Annotated in this window: 1 protein-coding gene; it reads right to left on the reverse strand. The window is 45.5% G+C overall.

The genetic code is table 11. The features are described 5' to 3' along the window. Positions 1–692: enoyl-CoA hydratase/isomerase family protein (locus CGZ90_RS18820; protein ID WP_205727423.1), on the reverse strand; the 692-nt coding region annotated here is incomplete at both ends.

A 692-nucleotide genomic window follows, 5' to 3' on the forward strand; every position in this document is an offset into this window, starting at 1 on the left:
GAGGAGACGCTGATACAGCTCTTTGTTTCCTCCTCCTCCAGGGATGAGCCCTACACCCACTTCTACAAGACCCATATATGTTTCGGAGGCCATCTGCAATCTCGCTGCTGGAAGTGATACTTCTACTCCGCCTCCAAGCGTCATGCCAAAGTTTGCCGCAACAACAGGCTTTTTGCTGTAACGTACGCGCCCCATAGTCTGCTGGAACTGGCGGACCATCATATCCAGTTCAAAGAAATTGTCATCCTGAGCTTCCATCAGGATCAGCATTAAGTTCGCTCCAACACAGAAGTTCTTGCCCTGGTTTCCGATAACAAGGCCCTCGTAATTTTTTTCCACTTCATCAAGTGCCTGATGGATCATCATGATGATGTCTGGCCCGATCGCGTTATTTTGCGAGGTGAATTCTAGACAGGCTACACCGTCGCCAAGATCAATCAAGCTAGATCCGCCGTTTTTCTTGATTACATTGCCTTTTTCCTTTAATCCGCTGAGATGGATCACTTTTTCATTTTCAATAACAGGTGTATATGATCCATGATGATAGTAAGATCTGTCGCCATTTTCCTTTTTATAGAAAGATTCATTTCCTTCTGCGATCATGCTTTGAACCCAGTGAGGTACGGTTTCTCCTTCTTCAGCCATTTTTTCCACTGATTGCTTAAGACCGATGGCATCCCAGATCTCAAAAG

Origin of the sequence: Fictibacillus aquaticus, assembly GCF_002245695.1 — a bacterium.
GTDB lineage: Bacteria > Bacillota > Bacilli > Bacillales > Fictibacillaceae > Fictibacillus > Fictibacillus aquaticus.